Here is a 14,592-nt window from a genome sequence, read left to right on the forward strand (position 1 = left end):
GCGCAGATTGTCCCGCGAGCGAACCACGAGGGCACCACATGGCCGACGCGTCAGCGAAGAACGGGCACCGCGCGGGGAACGGGGCGCGCAACGACAGGGCCCGCATCTGGGGAGGCATCGACCTGGGCGGCACGAAGATCGAGGCCGTCATCGTGGACGCGCGCGGCGACGTGCTGGGCCGGGCCCGCCACACGACCCCCGCGACGGGCGGCCCGGGCGAGGTGGTGAAGGAGCTCTACGGCACGCTGGGCGAGGCCGCGCAGTCCGTGGGCATCGAGCCCGCGAAGCTCGCGGGCGTGGGCGTGGGCGTGCCCGGGGCGGTGGACGCGAACCGCGGCACGCTCTCCCACACGAGCAACGTGGCGGGCGGCTGGGACGCGCCGTATCCCCTGGCGGCGGACCTGGGCGACCTCATGGGCGGCGGCAAGGTGGTGCTGGGCAACGACGTCCAGGTGGCGGTCGCTGCCGAGTACAAGCTGGGCGCGGGCCGCGACCACCGCTCCGTGCTGGGCGTGTGGTGGGGCACGGGCGTGGGCGGGGGCCTGGTGCTCAACGGCGTGCCGTGGCGCGGGCAGGGCTCCGCCGGTGAGATTGGCCACATGGTGGTGAAGCCCAATGGCGCACGCTGCGGCTGCGGCCGGCGCGGCTGCCTGGAGGCCTACGCGGGGCGCGCGTCCATGGAGCGCAAGGCGCGCGCGGCGGTGAGGAAGGGGGAGAAGACCCTGCTCTTCGACATCATGCGCGACAAGAAGCGCACGCGCCTGTCCAGCAGCGTCTGGGCGAGCGCGCTGAAGCAGAAGGATCCGTTGGCGACGCGGCTCATCGAGCGGGCCATCGACATGTTGGGCGCGGCCATCGCCTCCGTCATCAACCTGCTGGACCTGGAGGCCGTCGTCATCGGAGGCGGGCTGGGGTCCCGGCTGGGCCCCATCTACATGGGCCACCTCCAGGACGCCATGCACCCGCACCTGTTCATCACGGAGCGCAAGCCCGTGATGCGCATCGCGGAGCTGGGCGACCTGTCCGGCGCCATCGGCGCGGCGCTGCTCGCGGGCCCGCGCATGTGAGGCCTGGAGGACGCACCTGGCCCGACATCGCCGCCCGTACCAGCGAGGAGGCAGGCGTATCGTGACGCGCCCGCGACGCCAGGACGTTGACGCGCTGCTTCGGGGGCCGTCACGATGCGGGTGGACGCTCCTCTCGCATGGTCACCTTCTTCGTCGCCTTCCTCGTGTCGCTCCTCGTGGCGCTCGTGCTCACGTGGCGCGTGCGTGAGCGTGCGCTGGCGTGGGGCTGGTTGGACCAGGCGAACTCCAGCCGCAAGGTGCACGTGCGGGCCGTCCCGCGGCTGGGCGGCATTGGCATCGTGGGGGGCTTCTTCGCGCCCTTGTGCGCGCTGTTCCTCGTGGACTCGGGCGTGGGGGACCAGTTCGTCTCGCAGACGTCGCTCATCGTCGGCCTCTTCGTGGGCGGCGCCATCATCGCGGCGCTGGGCTTCTACGACGACCTCAAGGGCGCGGGCGCGAAGCTGAAGTTCTCCGTGCAGCTCGCGGTGGCGCTGGGCCTGTACGCGCTGGGCTTCCGCATCGAAGTGCTGGCCAACCCCTTCGGCGCGGAGCTGACGCTGGGGCTCTTGAGCCTGCCCCTGACCGTGGTGTGGGTGGTGGGCGTCATCAACGCGCTCAACCTCATCGACGGGTTGGATGGGCTGGCGGGCGGCGTGGCGTTCTTCGGCGTGGGCACCCACTTCCTGCTCGCGCTGATGCGCGGGGACGTGCTGCTGTGCCTGCTGATGGTGGCGCTCGCGGGCGCCATCCTCGGGTTCCTGGTGTTCAACTTCAACCCGGCCTCCATCTTCATGGGGGACACGGGCAGCATGTTCCTGGGCTTCGTGCTCGCGGCGGTGTCCATCAAGACGTCGTCGAAGAGCGGCACCGCGGTGGCGCTGCTCGTGCCGGTGATGGCGCTGGGCCTGCCCATCATGGACACGCTGCTGGCCATGGTGCGCCGCTCGCTGCTGGGCAGACCCATGTTCAGCGCGGACAAGGAGCACATCCACCACCGGCTGATGAGCCGCCTGCTGCTGTCCCACCGCACCACCGTGCTGGTGCTCTACGCGCTGTGCACGCTGTTCATGGTCACCGCGCTGGCGCTCCACTTCGCCAACAGCCTGCAGAGCGCGCTGCTGCTCAGCGGCGTCGGCGTGGTCATCATGGTGCTGATGCGCAAGCTGGGCTACCTGGACATGCGCCACATCGGCGCCGTCCACCAGACGCGCCATCGCAACCTGGAGCTGCGCTCGCTGGTGCGCTCCGTCACCGCCGCGGTGCGCGCGGCCGGTTCGTTCCAGGAGGTGTGGAACGCAGTCCGCCCGCTGTCCCAGGGGCTGAGCCTGTCCGCGCTGGAGCTGCGCCTGCGCCGCCCGCACGAGGACGTGGACGCGGGCGTCGTCTTCGAGTCCCAGCACCCGGACGCCGGCGCCGAGGCCGCGCTGGAGGTGCGCCTGGACGTGAAGGAGGAGCAGACCCTGCTCGGCGCGCTGCGCCTGGTGTGGCGGGACGGCCGGGCCGCCATCGACCGGGACGAGGAGCTGGCGCTGGAGGTGGTCGCGGACGCGGTGGCCGAACGGGTGGGGCAGCTGGTGGCGCTGGAGGCCGCGGAGCCCGAGCGCATCATCGCGCTGCGGCGGTGAGCCCATGAGCGACTCCCCGGCCCTGCTGACCCTGCTCCAGGCGTGGCCGGAGGTGCCGGACGCTCCCGGGCCCTCGAATGAAGGCGACCGTGACGCGCTGGTGAGGGCCGCCGTGCGCCACGGCCTGGCGGGCTTCGTCGAGCACGCGCTCGCGAAGGCGGACTGGACGCTGACCCCGGACGCCGCCGCGCTGCTCACCCGCGAGGCCCGGCTGAGCGCGGCGCGGGGCATGCGCGTGCGGTCGCTCCTGTCGCGGAGCCTGACGGCGCTGACGGCGTTGGGCGTGACGCCGGTGCTGCTCAAGGGCTACGGGCTGGCGCGCAGGCTCTACCCGGAGCCGCTCCAGCGCGCGACGAACGACGTGGACCTGCTGGTGCCGCGCGCCCGGGTGCTGTGCGCCGTGCACGCGCTGGAGGGCATGGGGCTCACCCCCCAGGCCGGCGACGTGGACCGGGACGACGCGCACCACGTGGAGCTCACCGGACCGGACGGACTGGTGGAGCTGCACTACCGCGCGCTCACGGGCTACGGCCTGTCGCTGGAGGGCGACGCCATGGTGGCGCGCGCGGTGGACGCGACGCTGGACGGCCACCCCGTGCGCTACCTGTGCCCGGAGGACGAGGCCGTCTACCTGGCCCTGCACGCGAGCAACCACCTGCTCCAGCGGCTGGCCTGGCTGTTCGACCTGAAGCTGCTGGCGCGGGCGCACCCCCGGCTCGACTGGGACCGGGTGGTGACGCGCGCGCGGCGCACGGAGCTGCCCCACCTGGTCTGGTACGCGTGGGACGCCGCGCACCGGCTGCTGGACGCGCCCGTGCCCGCCTGGGTGCTCAAGGCGCTCTCACCGCCCCGGTGGCAGCGCGCGCTGGCGACGCGGCTGTTCTCCGGGCCCCGGCTGGTGGGCGCGGAGCTGGCGAAGAACAAGCCGGCCTGGGTCGCCGCGAAGCTGGCCCTGGCGCCCCGGGCCCGGCCCATGGTGCGGTACGCGCTGCGGCGGCTTCGCGGCGCCCGCCCCCCTCCCGCGACGGGCGCGGAGCCAGGGGCGCCACGGCCCGTCCGCTCGCCCGCTGGAAGACGGTGATTGCGGCGGGCGGGCCCGGCCCATTAAAGGTGCCGCACCATGGCGCCCAGCCTCCTTGATACCTTCCGGGTCCTGTCCTCCTTCGAGCCCCCGCGCGGCAAGCTGCGGGGCGCGCCCTGGGAGGCGTACGTCGACTGGGCCATCGCGCAGGGACTGGCGCCGCTGGCGGCGTACAACCTGGAGTACCGGATGGGCGGGGGCGAGGCGCCCGAGTGGGCCCGCGACCGGATGATGTCCATCTACACCGGCTCCGTGAACGACAACGTCATGAAGCTGGTCCACTTCAAGCGCATCGTGGATCAGCTGGAGGGCCGCAAGATTCTGCTGCTGGGCGGCGCGGCCTTCGCGGAGGCGCTCTATCCGCACGTGGGCTTCCGGCCCGTGCTGGACATCCAGGTGCTGGTGCGCCGCATGGACGTGGACGGCTTCGCCGGCTACCTGTCCAACCACGAGTTCGTCCCGGAGGAGGACACGACGAACAGCGGCGCGGCGCGCGTCGTGTCCGACGGCCGCACCCCCATCCACATCTACGCGGACGTGCTGGGCGCGAGCCGACGTGAGCAGTTGGCCGGCATCTTCGAGCGCGCCCGACCCATGAAGGTCTACGGCCAGTCCGTCTTCCGCCCGGAGATGGAGGACGCGCTGCTGCTCACCGCGCTGGACCAGGCCCACCACGGGTATGACGTGCCGTGGCTGTCGTTCGTGGACCTGCGCGAGCTCATCACCGGCGCCACCTGGATGGGCGGCGTGTACTCGCGCCCGCTGGACGTCCCGGCGCTGCTGACGCGCGCGGAGGCGTTCGGCCTGGAGCGCGCCCTCTACACGTCGCTGGCCATCGTGGCGCGGCTGTTCCCGGAGGCGGAGGGACAGGCCACCGCCGCGTTCCCGCCGCTGCGCCGCGCGACCCGTGAGCTGCTGGACCGGGGCGTGGTGGGTCCGGTGAGCACCCCCGGACGCTCCTCCGCCCTGCGGGGTGTGGATCGACTGCGGCGCCTCCTCACGGGGCGATAAGGCTGTCTGGTCGCTCGGCGGTCCTTCGTGCCCGGGCTTTCTTTCAGTGCTCCGGTCGGCGTATGAGTTCATGACGCCACCTGTCGAAACCAGGACACTCAAAGAATGCGCATTGCCATTATCGGATCGGGTTACGTCGGACTCGTCGCGGGCACCTGCTTCGCGGACTCGGGCAACGACGTCGCGTGCGTGGACATCGACGAGCGGAAGATCCGCATGCTCCAGGATGGACAGGTCCCCATCTACGAGCCGGGTCTGGAGGAGCTCATCAAGAAGAACGTGAAGGAGAAGCGCCTCACGTTCACCACGAACCTGGCGGAGGGCGTGCAGAACGCCCAGGCCGTGTTCATTGCCGTGGGCACGCCGGAAGGTGAGAGCGGCGAGGCGGATCTCCAGTACGTGCTCGCGGCGGCGCAGGCGGTGGGCCGCGCGATGAAGCAGTACACGGTGGTGGTGGACAAGAGCACCGTGCCGGTGGGCACCGCGGACAAGGTCCGTGAGGCCATCGCGAAGGTGACGGACGTGGAGTTCGACGTCGTCTCCAACCCGGAGTTCCTGAAGGAAGGCGCCGCGCTGGACGACTTCTTCAAGCCGGACCGCGTCGTCATTGGCGCGGACACCGAGCGCGCGCGCAACATCATGGGTGAGCTCTACGCGCCGTTCGTGCGCACGGAGAACCCCATCCTGTTCATGGACACGCGCTCCGCGGAGCTGACGAAGTACGCGGCGAACGCGATGCTCGCGACGCGCATCTCCTTCATGAACGACGTCTCCGCGCTCTGCGAGAAGGTGGGCGCGGACGTGGACTTCGTGCGCAAGGGCCTGGGCGCGGACAAGCGCATCGGCTACCCGTTCCTCTTCCCCGGCGTGGGCTACGGCGGCTCCTGCTTCCCCAAGGACGTGAAGGCGCTCGTCACCACGGCGCGTGAGTACGGCCTGGAGCTGGACCTGCTGCGCGCGGTGGAGCGCACCAACGAGCGGCAGAAGAAGCTGCTCGTGAACAAGGCCGTGAAGCACTACGGGTCGCTGGAGGGCAAGAAGTTCGGCGTCTGGGGCCTGGCGTTCAAGCCGAAGACGGACGACATGCGCGAGGCGCCGTCCATCGAGGTCATCGAGGGGCTCATCGGCAAGGGCGCGTCCGTGATTGCGCACGACCCGGTGGCCTCGCACGCGGCGAAGCGCGTCTTCGGCGACCGCATCCGCTACGCGGAGCTGCCCTACGACGCGCTGGAGGGCGTGGACGGCCTGTTCGTGGTGACGGAGTGGAACGAGTTCCGCCACCCGGACTTCGCGCGCATGAAGTCGCTGATGAAGTCGCCGGTCGTGTTCGACGGCCGCAACATCTTCCAGCCCGCGCGCATGCGTGAGCAGGGCTTCACGTACTTCGGCATCGGTCGCAAGTAGATGAAGCAGCAGTCCGGGGGCTCGCTGGATGCACTGACAGGGCTGCGCTTCCTGGCGGCCCTGCACGTCGTGTTGTTCCACTTCGGCACCCCGTGCCTCAAGGGCGTGGCGCCGGAGTGGATGGTGCAGGTGGTGGCCTCCGGCTATGCGTCCGTGGGGGTCTTCTTCCTCCTGTCCGGCTTCGTGCTCGCGTACAACTACGTGGACACGGCCGGCGGGATGCAGACCCCGCCCCGGGCCTTCTGGAGCGCGCGGGTGGCGCGCGTCTACCCGGTGTTCCTCCTGATGTTCCTGCTGTCGGCGGTGCCCACGGCGCAGGGCTCGCTGGCGGCGAACTCCGTGCCGGTGGCGGCGGCGAAGCTGACCACGGCGGGGCTCACCACGCTGATGCTGCTCCAGTCGTGGGTGCCCAAGCTGGCGCTGTACTGGAACCCGCCGTCCTGGTCCGTGTCGGTGGAGGCGTTCTTCTACGCGGTGTTCCCGGCGCTGGCCGGGCGGCTGGAGCGCTTCCGGGGCGCGCGCATGACGGCGGCCCTGGTGGGTGTGTGGCTGTTGGGGCTGCTGCCGCCGGTGCTCTACCTGGTGCTGCGGCCGGACGGGCCGGGCACGCTGGACGCGGCGTCCGGCGGCACGTGGCTGGCGGTGGTGAAGTTGAACCCGCTGGCGCGCCTGCCGGAGTTCCTGCTGGGCGTGCTCTTGGGGCTCGTGTTCGTGCGGGAGCGGGCGGCGGCGACGTCACGGCGCTCCGGCGCGGTGATGGCGCTGGCGGGCGCGGCGCTGCTGGTCGCGGGCTTCTCGCAGGGCGCGTGGATTCCGTACCCGCTGATGCACAACGCGCTGCTGGCGCCCGCGTCGGCGCTGATGGTGTACGGGCTGGCGCGCGGCGGCGGGTTGTTGGGGAAGGCGCTGGCGCGGCCGTGGCTGGTGCACCTGGGCGGGGCCAGCTACGCGCTGTACCTGCTGCAGTACCCGGTCAGCGAGCTGGTGCACTGGCTGGAGCGGCTCGTGGACCTGTCGTCGCCCACGCGCTTCCTGGCGGTGCTGCTGGTGTTGCTGGTGCCCGCGTCGGTGGCGGTGCACCGGTGGGTGGAGACGCCGTGGCGCGCGCGGGTGCGGCGCGGGCTTCAGCCGTGGGTGGATGGCGCGTCCGCGCGGCCGGCTCCGGCTCCCGGGGTGCCGGGCACCTGAGGTTCGCGACAGCGCGACTTCAGCGGGCGAGGCCGCAGGCCTTCTTGCCCTCTTCGGTCTCGATGGCGCGGCAGTCGCAGCCGTCGAGCTTCGCCTCGCAGACGGCCTCGTCCTCGGCGACGGGCTCCACGCGGCCCTCTTCGTCGGCGGCCCGCTGCTGGCAGGCCTGCTTCTCCACCGAGTTCAGGGCGCACTCGCAGAGCTTCTCGGACAGCTCGCGGCATGCGCTCTTGCACGCGGTGAGTCCGGAGAGGGAGGCGCAGAGGACGGCGGCGGTGAGCAGGAAGCGACGCATGGGGTCGGGGGAAGATGCCAGATGGTTCCCCGGATGCAAGCGGTGTCCCGGGCGGTGCGTTCATTCACGGGCCCCAGCCCTGGAAGAAGGTCGCGCCCGGGGAGGAGGCGTCCAGGCGTCACGCCCGCTGGCCAAGGGGACAAGCTCCGGAGACCCGCGAGGAGCGTGACATACTCCCGCGCCGCGCATGGCTCCTGGCTCCCACCGCGTCTCCCGGTACACCGTCTACGCGGAAGTGGCGCTCGCGGCGTTGGTGGTGCTGGGCCCGGTGGCGCTCGGCGGCGCGGCGCACCAGGTGGCCTGGCCGCTGGGCGTGCTGTCCGGGGCCGCGGCGGTGCTGGCCTTCGTGGGCGCACGGCGGCAGGGAGAGACCCCTCGCGTCCCGCTCCTCGCAGCGCCGCTGGTGGGCGCCGTGGTGCTGTGCGCGTTGCAGCTCGTGCCACTGCCGCCCGGACTGCTCGCCTGGGTGAGTCCGGAGGCCGCGGCGCTGCGCGAGGACGTGCTCGTTCCGCTGGGGCTCACGGGCTGGCGGCCGGTGTCGCTGGAGCCTTCCGCCACCTGGCGTGAGCTGGCGAAGCACATGGCCTATCTCCTCACGTTCGTCGCGGCGGTGCAGGTGTGCCGCGCTCGCGAGTCGCGGCAGCGGCTGCTCTCGGTGCTGGCGTTCACGGGCGCGGCGGTGGCGGCGGTGGGGTTGGGACACGCGCTGTTCGGCGTGGAGACGCTGTTCGGGCTGCGGGCGTACGTGCATGCGCGGCCGCCGCTGGTGACGCCGTTCGGAAACCCCAACCACCTGGCGGGCTTCCTGGGGCTGTGCGCGACGGTGGCGGTGGGGCTCGCGCTGTCGAAGCAGCCGCGTGCGCGCGCGTGGCCCTTCGCGATGGCGGCGCTCGTCTCCGGCGCGGGCGTGCTGCTGTCACTGTCTCGCGCGGGCATCGTGTTCTTCGTCTTCGGGCAGGTGCTGCTCGCCGCGTGGCTGATGAAGCAGCGTCGCGAGGCGCGCACTCCCGCAAGGCCCGCGTGGGGACGGGGCGCGGCGGTGCTGCTGGGACTGCTGGCGACGCTGTCCGTGGGCGCGTACCTGGCGGCGGATCAGCTGTGGGCGGAGGCGCGCACCGTGGACGGCGTGGAGTCCCTGCGCCGCGGCAAGATGGAGCCCTGGCCGATGATGGCCCGCGCGGCCCGTGCCTTCCCGGTGCTGGGCATGGGGCGCGGCGCGTTCGAGGCCGCCTTCCCGCGCTACCAGACCGAGCCCAACCCCAACACCTTCACGCACCCGGAGAACGCGGTGTTGCAGGTGGCGGCGGAGTGGGGCGTGCCGGGACTGCTGCTGCTAGGGCTGGGGGTCTGGGCCTTCGTGAAGCGCGTGCGCCGCGAGGACCACGGGCCCGTGGAGCTGGCGGTGCTGTCCGGCGTGGCGGCGCTGGCGCTGCACAACCTCTTCGACTTCAGCCTGGAGCTGCCCGCGTGCGCGGTGGCGGTCGCGGTGGTGCTGGGCGCGGTGGCCCGGCCCCGTGAAGCCGAGCGCATGGCCGCGCGCCGCACGACGATGGGCACGCTGCCCGTCAGGCCCGCGCTGGCGATGGCGGCGGGGCTCACGGTCGTGATGCTCGTCGCGCTCGTGCCGGGACAACGGAGGATGGCGGACGCGGAGGCGCTGCTGGCGGAGCGCGTGGCGGCGCGGGCACCGGGCGCGGAGGTGCGAGCGCTGGGGCTCCAGCTCATCGACGTGCACCCGGCGGACTATCTGCTCCACCGGTTGATGGCGATGGCCTCCGTGTCGAATGGCGCCGAGGGCGCGAAGGACGCGCTGTCCTTCGTCAATCACACGCTGTACCTGCGGCCCCTGGATGCGCCCGCGCACCGCGTGGCCGCGCGGGCCCTGCTGCACCTGGGCCGGCGCGAGCAGGCGTTCCTGGAGTACCGGCTCGCGCACGAGGCCGGGGACACGCGCGTGTTGATCAGCGAAGCGATGCCCCGGGCCCGCACGGTCGAGGAGCTGAAGACCCTCACGTCCGAAGCTCCCGGGCAGGGGGCGGAGCTGGCGGAGGCGCTGCTCGCCAATCCCTCGCGTCGTGCGCTGGGACTCGAATGGCTCGTCTGGGCGCGTGAACACTTCGAAGGCCGGCCCGAAGCCACCGCGCTGTGGATGCAGGAGGCGCGCGGACGGCTGGCCCAGGGAGAGCTCCCCGCGGCGGAGGCGGCCTGCGCGGAGGTGGAGCGGCGCGCCCCGGACGCACTGGCCACGCACCTGCTGCGCGCGGAGGTGTGGCGTGCGCAGGGAAGGCGCGCGGAGGCGCTCCAGTCCATGGAGGCGCTCGTGAAGCGCTTCCCGCATGACGTGGAGCTGGCCTTCACGCTGGCCACGCGGCAGCAGGAGGATGGGCTCACGCGCCGGTCCCGGGACACGCTGGCCGCCGTGATGCCGTACCTGACCGACCTGCGGCAACGCGCACGCCTGTTGTCGCTGGAGGCGGACAGCTTCGAAAAGGAAGGTCTGCTGGCCCGTGCACTGGAGCAGCGCCGCTCGGTCGTGGGGCTGCTGCCCGGTCCGGAGAGCCACTTCGCGGTGGCCCGGTTGCAGGAGTTGCTGTCGCGCTACGACGCGGCGTCGCGCTCGGTGCACGAGGGCTTGCGGCTCATGCCGCTCGATGATGCACGGCGCGCGGAGGGTGAGGCCTGGGCGGCGCGGCTGGAAGAACGCGAGCGTGCGCTGCAGGACGCACACAAGAAGGTGCTGCTGGAGGACGCGAAGGGGCAGGAACTGGAACCGCCGGGGTCACCGGCGGTCAGCGACGCTCCCCCTCCCTGACTGAGGACCTCAGGCCGACGCGCCCGAGTCCTCCGCGGACGCTCCGTATGACGGCGCCCTCCCTTCGTCACGCGAGAGCGGCTGGATGAAGGAGGCGACCAGCGGCCACTCCAGGCGCGCGAAGTCCTGGAAGCGCATCTCCAGGGCCTCCTCGTGCGAACCGGCGCGGAACAGCAGCCGCTCGTTGGTACTCAGGGATTCATCCATCGCGACGGGCAGGCCATACAGCTCCCCGAAGGGAGGCTCGGCGCCCGTCTCGCAGTCAGGGAAGTGGTCGGCGAACTCGGACTCGGCCGCGAGCCGCGCGGTGCGGACGCCCAGCGTGTAGCGGACCTGCCTCAGGTCCACGGTCGTCATGGCGGGCACGACGACGATCCACGGCTGCCGGTCGGCCAGCACGATGACGGACTTGGCCACGCGCCAGGCGGGCACGTTGAGGGCGTCCACGAGCTCCATCGCGGTCACGGCCCGGGCGTGGGCATACCGCTCGAAGGGGACGCGATGGCGCCGCAGATAGCTTTGAATGGCACTCGGAATCATGGGGGACATCACCTCCTTCGCGTACAAGGTGTGTCCGGACGACGCGGGCGGCCATTGCCGCCCGAACGGGGCGGCCGTGGCTGCCTGCCCTCGCCGGGTACGCCGGAGGGCAGGCGGGCGGGCCACCTCACGTCACTGCTGAAAGTCGTACACGTTGCCCAGCTTCAGCAGGCGCGTCAGCTCATCGAGCGCGGTCATCGTCTCGCGCGCGAGCTGCGGGTCGCGCACGTCCTCCGGCTTGAGCACGTCGCGGTAGTGCTTGCGCACCCAGCCCGCGAGCGACTCATGCAGGGCCGGCGAGTAGAAGACGTCCGCGGTGATGGCGGCGCGCTCCGCGTCCGTGAGCGAGATGCGCTGACGCAGGCACGCCGGGCCGCCGCCGTTGTTCATGGACTGCCGGACGTCCAGGTAGTGCACCGCCTTCACCGGGTTGTCCCCGGCGACCACGCGCTCCAGGAAGGCGCGGGCGGTGGGCGTCTCGCGGCTCTCGATGGGCGCGATGATGGCCATGGTGCCGTCCGGCAGCGACAGCACCTGCGAGTTGAACGGGTAGGCGCGCACCGCGTCCTTCACCGGCAGCTCGGCGTCCGTCGCGACCTCGAAGCGGAAGGCGTCACCCAGCTTCTCGCGCAGCGTCTGGAGGAGCTTCGGGTGCTCCACGAAGGCCAGCGCGTGCAGCATGAGGAAGCGCTCGTTGCCCACCGCGAGCACGTCCGTGTGGAACGCGCCCGCGTCGATGCCGTCCGGGTGCTGCTGCGGCAGCACCACCTGCTCCGGCGCCAGCTGGTGCAGCCGCGCCAGGGCCTGGCTGGACTCCAGCGTCTGGCGCGCGGGGAAGCGCTGTGGCCCCTTCACGTCCTGCCACGCGCTGCGCCCCCAGGCGAGCACGTGCACGGCCTTGTGCCCTGGCGTGAAGAGGCGCGTGTGGTTGGCCGCGCCCTCGTCCGCGAAGTGCGAGGCGCCCGGCAGCGGCGCGTGCACCTGGAAGTGCTTCGGGTCCGCGAAGATGGCGCGCAGCACCGCGTGCGTGGTGTCCGCCTCGATGGCGCGGTGGAACATCTGCGTGAGGTTCGCGGGCGTCAGGTGCACCCGGCCGTCCGCCGTGTCCGCCGACGGCGCCACGGTGGCCGCGTTCGCCGTCCACATGGCGGAGGCGCTGGAGGTGAGGCGCAAGAGGTGCTCCCCGTCGCGCGCGGCGCGGGTGATGACCTCCTCGTCGGAGCCCGTGAAGCCCAGGGCCCGCAGGGTGCGCAGGGAGGGGCGCGGCTGGGGCGGCAGCACCGCCTGGCCCACGCCCAGCTCCGACACGAAGCGCATCTTCTCCAGCCCCTGGAGCGCCGCCTCCCGGGGGTGGCTGGGCTGGCCGCCGTGGTGCTGTGACGCCAGGTTGCCCGGCGAGAGGCCGGCGTAATTGTGGGTCGGACCGATGAGGCCGTCGAAGTTGTATTCGCGCATGGGATATGGAGACGCGTCGTGGAGCGTCCCCCTTTAACAAAGCGCCTCAAGCGTTACCTGCGCTACCTGCTCATCGCCGGGATGTTGCGCCTGCTCCAGTTCCTGCCGCTGGACACGGCCCGCACCCTGGGGATGACGCTGGGCGGCTGGGCGTACGCGCTCGCGGGCGGGGAGCGGAGGAAGGCGCTCAAGTCGCTGGCCCGTGCCTTCCCGGAGAGGACCGGGGCGGAGCGTGACGCGCTCGCCCGTGACGCCTTCCGCCATCTGGCCGCCGCCGCCCTGGAGGTCGCCTCCGCGCGGGCGCTGGAGGCCGGGCTGGAGTCCCTGGTGTCCTGGCCGGACGCGGACCGTCAGGTGCTGGAGGCCGCGCTGGCGAAAGGGAAGGGCGTCGTCTTCGTGTCCGGCCACGTGGGCAACTGGGAGCTGCTCGCCCGGCGCGTGGCGAGGGCGGGCTACCCCAGCCAGAGCATCGCGAAGGAGACCAGCGACCCGCGCCTCACCGCGCTGGTGGAGGACTTCCGGGCCAAGGGCGGCGTGCGGAGCATCTGGCGCGGCCAGGAGGGCGCGGCCCGGGCCATGCTCCGCGCGCTCCGTAGCGGCGAAATCCTGGGCATCCTCATCGACCAGGACACCAAGGTGCAGTCCGTCTTCGTGCCCTTCTTCGGGGAGCTGGCGGCCACCCCACGCGCGGCGGCGGACCTGGCGCTGCGCACCGGCGCGGCGGTGGTGGTGGGCTTCTGCCAGCGCGACGGTCAGGGCTACCGGCTCACCATGGAAGAGGTGCCGCACCCGGACGCGACGGAGCGTGAAGCCGCCGTGCAGGCGCTCACCGCCGCCCTGTCGCAGCGCATCGAGGCGGCCATCCGCCGCGCCCCCGAGCAGTGGGTGTGGATGCATCAGCGCTGGAAGACGCGTCCTCCGGAGGACGCTCCCCCGGCCCTCGGCGACGCACCGTCCGCCCCGGCGCGGTGATAAGGAGGGCCTCGTGCCGCGCCTGCTTGCCTTGAGCTTCCTGGGACTCCTCGCCACCGCCTGCGCGCCGCGCCGTCCGGCCCCGGGCGCCGCGAACGAGCCGCGCCCGGACGTGGTGCTGGAGGGCGCGCACCTGCGCTCCTACGAGGGCGACACGCTCCAGGTCTCCGGCACCGCCTCGCGCGTCAACTACCGGCGCGCGGGGGGCGAGGTGCAGGCCACCGGGGTCGTCGTGCGCCTGCCCCCTGGCAAGGGCTCGCCCGCCTCCCAGCAAGAGGGCACCCTCATCACCGCGCCGAATATGGACGGCAGCCTCGCGTCCAAGAGGTGGGTGGGGTCGGGCGGTGTCGTGGTGCGGACGGCGGAGGGCCTGGTGGCCAACACCCCCCGGCTGACCTACGACTCGAACGCGCGGCGGGCCCACGGCGACGAGGGCGTGACGATGAGGGGCCCGGACTACCAGATGCGGGCGGACCGCTTCACGCTGTCCTCCGCGGACCAGACGTTCACCTTCGAGGGCACGGTCCAAGCCGTGCTGGGTGGAGCGACGGAGTGATTGAGTTCCTCGTGATGGCGCTGTTCCTGGCCCAGCCCGCGTCCTCCCAGGCCGCCGCGCCCGCCGTTCCTGGCGCCCCGGCCGTCGCGCAGGCCACTCCTGCCGCGAAGCCCGGCGCTCCTGCCGCGCCCGCCGCGAAGCCCGCGGCTCCCGACGCGGGCACTCCGGCCGCGCCGCCGCCCGCGCCGGGCACGTCGCTGGCTCCCACGGGCCTGCGCAACCCGGTGGACCTGGCCGCGGACCACGTCACCGGCGACCGCAACCAGGCGGTGCTCACCGGCAACGTGGTGGTGAAGCACCAGACCATGGACATCCGCTGCGACAAGATGACCGGCTACTACAACGCCACCCGCCAGGTGACGCGCGTGGTGTGCGCCGGCAACGTGCGCGCCGTGGACGGTGACCGGCAGGCCCGGGGCGAGCGCGCCGACTACGACGTGCCCTCGGGCGTGCTGGTGGTGACGGGCTCCCCGGAGGCCCGCCAGGGCAACACCTACCTCACCGGCACCAAGGTGCGCCTCATCCTGGGCAACGAGCGCCTGGAGGTGGAGAACGCCCGCATCCTCGTGGACTCCCCGTCCACCAC

Annotated in this window: 13 protein-coding genes; 10 read left to right on the forward strand and 3 right to left on the reverse strand. The window is 72.3% G+C overall.

Annotated elements, in window-relative coordinates:
* Positions 1-38: 38 nt before the first annotated feature.
* From D7W82_RS32870 to D7W82_RS32895, 6 genes are all read left to right on the forward strand, one after another.
* Positions 39-1,067 carry an ROK family protein gene (locus D7W82_RS32870; RefSeq protein ID WP_120622092.1) on the forward strand — a complete coding sequence of 343 codons (1,029 nt, stop codon included), beginning with the start codon at positions 39-41 and terminating at the stop codon, positions 1,065-1,067.
* A gap of 137 nt (positions 1,068-1,204) precedes the next feature.
* On the forward strand, positions 1,205-2,692 hold the full coding sequence (locus D7W82_RS32875; protein WP_120622093.1) for an MraY family glycosyltransferase: 1,488 nt from the start codon (positions 1,205-1,207) through the stop codon (positions 2,690-2,692).
* A 4-nt stretch (positions 2,693-2,696) separates the two neighbouring features.
* Positions 2,697-3,773 (forward strand): nucleotidyltransferase family protein, encoded by a 1,077-nt coding sequence (locus D7W82_RS32880; protein ID WP_199727899.1) that lies wholly within the window; start codon positions 2,697-2,699, stop codon positions 3,771-3,773.
* Between the two features lie 39 nt (positions 3,774-3,812).
* Complete coding sequence (locus D7W82_RS32885) at positions 3,813-4,784, forward strand: nucleotidyltransferase family protein (RefSeq protein WP_120622094.1); 972 nt, start codon at positions 3,813-3,815, stop codon at positions 4,782-4,784.
* 105 nt (positions 4,785-4,889) lie between these two features.
* Positions 4,890-6,188 carry a UDP-glucose/GDP-mannose dehydrogenase family protein gene (locus tag D7W82_RS32890; RefSeq protein ID WP_120622095.1) on the forward strand — a complete coding sequence of 433 codons (1,299 nt, stop codon included), beginning with the start codon at positions 4,890-4,892 and terminating at the stop codon, positions 6,186-6,188.
* The gene (locus D7W82_RS32895) at positions 6,189-7,376 is read left to right on the forward strand and encodes an acyltransferase (protein WP_120622096.1); all 1,188 of its coding nucleotides are present in this window, start codon (positions 6,189-6,191) and stop codon (positions 7,374-7,376) included. It begins immediately after the preceding gene.
* Positions 7,377-7,395: 19 nt separating this feature from the next.
* Here D7W82_RS32895 and D7W82_RS32900 read toward each other — a convergent pair whose 3' ends face one another.
* Complete coding sequence (locus tag D7W82_RS32900; protein ID WP_120588833.1) at positions 7,396-7,671, reverse strand: hypothetical protein; 276 nt, start codon at positions 7,669-7,671, stop codon at positions 7,396-7,398.
* A 187-nt stretch (positions 7,672-7,858) separates the two neighbouring features.
* Here D7W82_RS32900 and D7W82_RS32905 point away from each other — a divergent pair, with 187 nt between their 5' ends.
* Entirely contained in the window at positions 7,859-10,483 is a 2,625-nt protein-coding gene (locus tag D7W82_RS32905; RefSeq protein ID WP_120622097.1) for an O-antigen ligase family protein, read from the forward strand.
* A gap of 9 nt (positions 10,484-10,492) precedes the next feature.
* Here D7W82_RS32905 and D7W82_RS32910 read toward each other — a convergent pair whose 3' ends face one another.
* Positions 10,493-11,023: an aminoacyl-tRNA deacylase gene (locus D7W82_RS32910; protein WP_120622103.1), complete on the reverse strand. Its 531-nt coding sequence runs from the start codon at positions 11,021-11,023 to the stop codon at positions 10,493-10,495.
* Positions 11,024-11,155: 132 nt separating this feature from the next.
* Positions 11,156-12,478, reverse strand: coding sequence for an N-succinylarginine dihydrolase (gene astB, locus D7W82_RS32915; RefSeq protein WP_120622098.1), 1,323 nt, complete (start codon positions 12,476-12,478; stop codon positions 11,156-11,158).
* An 18-nt stretch (positions 12,479-12,496) separates the two neighbouring features.
* Between astB and D7W82_RS32920 the strand changes: the two genes are divergently transcribed.
* The 3 genes from D7W82_RS32920 to D7W82_RS32930 form a co-directional block, all read left to right on the forward strand.
* A complete protein-coding gene (locus D7W82_RS32920; protein WP_120622099.1) occupies positions 12,497-13,450 on the forward strand; it encodes a lysophospholipid acyltransferase family protein in 954 nt (317 codons plus the stop codon).
* 13 nt (positions 13,451-13,463) lie between these two features.
* A complete protein-coding gene (gene lptC / locus D7W82_RS32925) occupies positions 13,464-14,006 on the forward strand; it encodes an LPS export ABC transporter periplasmic protein LptC (RefSeq protein WP_120622100.1) in 543 nt (180 codons plus the stop codon).
* On the forward strand, positions 14,003-14,592 hold a 590-nt coding region (locus tag D7W82_RS32930; protein ID WP_120622101.1), incomplete at its 3' end, for an LptA/OstA family protein. The genes lptC and D7W82_RS32930, both read left to right, overlap by 4 nt.

The sequence above is a fragment of the Corallococcus sp. CA049B genome, from assembly GCF_003611685.1.
Taxonomy (GTDB): Bacteria; Myxococcota; Myxococcia; order Myxococcales; family Myxococcaceae; genus Corallococcus; species Corallococcus coralloides.

Bases quoted from the DNA above. Each gene is read 5' to 3' on its own strand.
- D7W82_RS32870 (WP_120622092.1), top strand. From the start codon at position 39: ATGGCCGACGCGTCAGCGAAGAACGGGCACCGCGCGGGGAACGGGGCG.
- D7W82_RS32875 (WP_120622093.1), top strand. From the start codon at position 1,205: ATGGTCACCTTCTTCGTCGCCTTCCTCGTGTCGCTCCTCGTGGCGCTC.
- D7W82_RS32880 (WP_199727899.1), top strand. From the start codon at position 2,697: ATGAGCGACTCCCCGGCCCTGCTGACCCTGCTCCAGGCGTGGCCGGAG.
- D7W82_RS32885 (WP_120622094.1), top strand. From the start codon at position 3,813: ATGGCGCCCAGCCTCCTTGATACCTTCCGGGTCCTGTCCTCCTTCGAG.
- D7W82_RS32890 (WP_120622095.1), top strand. From the start codon at position 4,890: ATGCGCATTGCCATTATCGGATCGGGTTACGTCGGACTCGTCGCGGGC.
- D7W82_RS32895 (WP_120622096.1), top strand. From the start codon at position 6,189: ATGAAGCAGCAGTCCGGGGGCTCGCTGGATGCACTGACAGGGCTGCGC.
- D7W82_RS32900 (WP_120588833.1), bottom strand. From the start codon at position 7,671: ATGCGTCGCTTCCTGCTCACCGCCGCCGTCCTCTGCGCCTCCCTCTCC.
- D7W82_RS32905 (WP_120622097.1), top strand. From the start codon at position 7,859: ATGGCTCCTGGCTCCCACCGCGTCTCCCGGTACACCGTCTACGCGGAA.
- D7W82_RS32910 (WP_120622103.1), bottom strand. From the start codon at position 11,023: ATGATTCCGAGTGCCATTCAAAGCTATCTGCGGCGCCATCGCGTCCCC.
- astB (WP_120622098.1), bottom strand. From the start codon at position 12,478: ATGCGCGAATACAACTTCGACGGCCTCATCGGTCCGACCCACAATTAC.